Origin of the sequence: Acinetobacter rongchengensis, assembly GCF_003611475.1 — a bacterium.
Lineage (GTDB): Bacteria > Pseudomonadota > Gammaproteobacteria > Pseudomonadales > Moraxellaceae > Acinetobacter > Acinetobacter rongchengensis.
This window is the reverse complement of the sequence record NZ_RAXT01000211.1, coordinates 1-391: the sequence shown is the minus strand read 5'-3', so window position 1 is coordinate 391 and position 391 is coordinate 1. Positions and strand designations below refer to the sequence as shown.

Here is a 391-nt window from a genome sequence, read left to right as displayed (position 1 = left end):
AAGCATCGTCACCACCTGCTGTCGTCCAATGCGCTGCCAGGGCAAACCTTGGATCAGTGCCTGTAACTGTTCCGGGCTGAGGGCCACGGTTTCACCTTGGTGAACTTGAGCCCAGTGAAATTTGCCCTGTTCCAGCCGCCGGGCACACAGCCAGATGCCCAGTCCATCATGTACCAGTACTTTCATGCGATGGCCACGTTTATTACAGAACAGGTAAGCACAATGCGGTTTGATGTAGCCAAAGGCTCTCACCACCTGAGCCATGGTCGTATCCATACCTGCACGCATGTCCATGGGCTGAGTAGACAACCAGATTTCATCAATGCGGATCATGTTGCAAGTGCCTTGAGTAATTCTGCCAAGGCAGGTATTTCTGATGTCTGCCATTTTA

The 391-nt window shown here is 51.9% G+C and carries 1 protein-coding gene; it reads right to left on the bottom strand.

Annotated elements, in window-relative coordinates; translation table 11 throughout:
* Window positions 1-333 (bottom strand): IS66 family insertion sequence element accessory protein TnpB (gene tnpB, locus D7V20_RS19575; RefSeq protein ID WP_000618091.1); only part of this gene is annotated, 333 nt, incomplete at its 3' end.
* Window positions 334-391 lie beyond the last annotated feature (58 nt).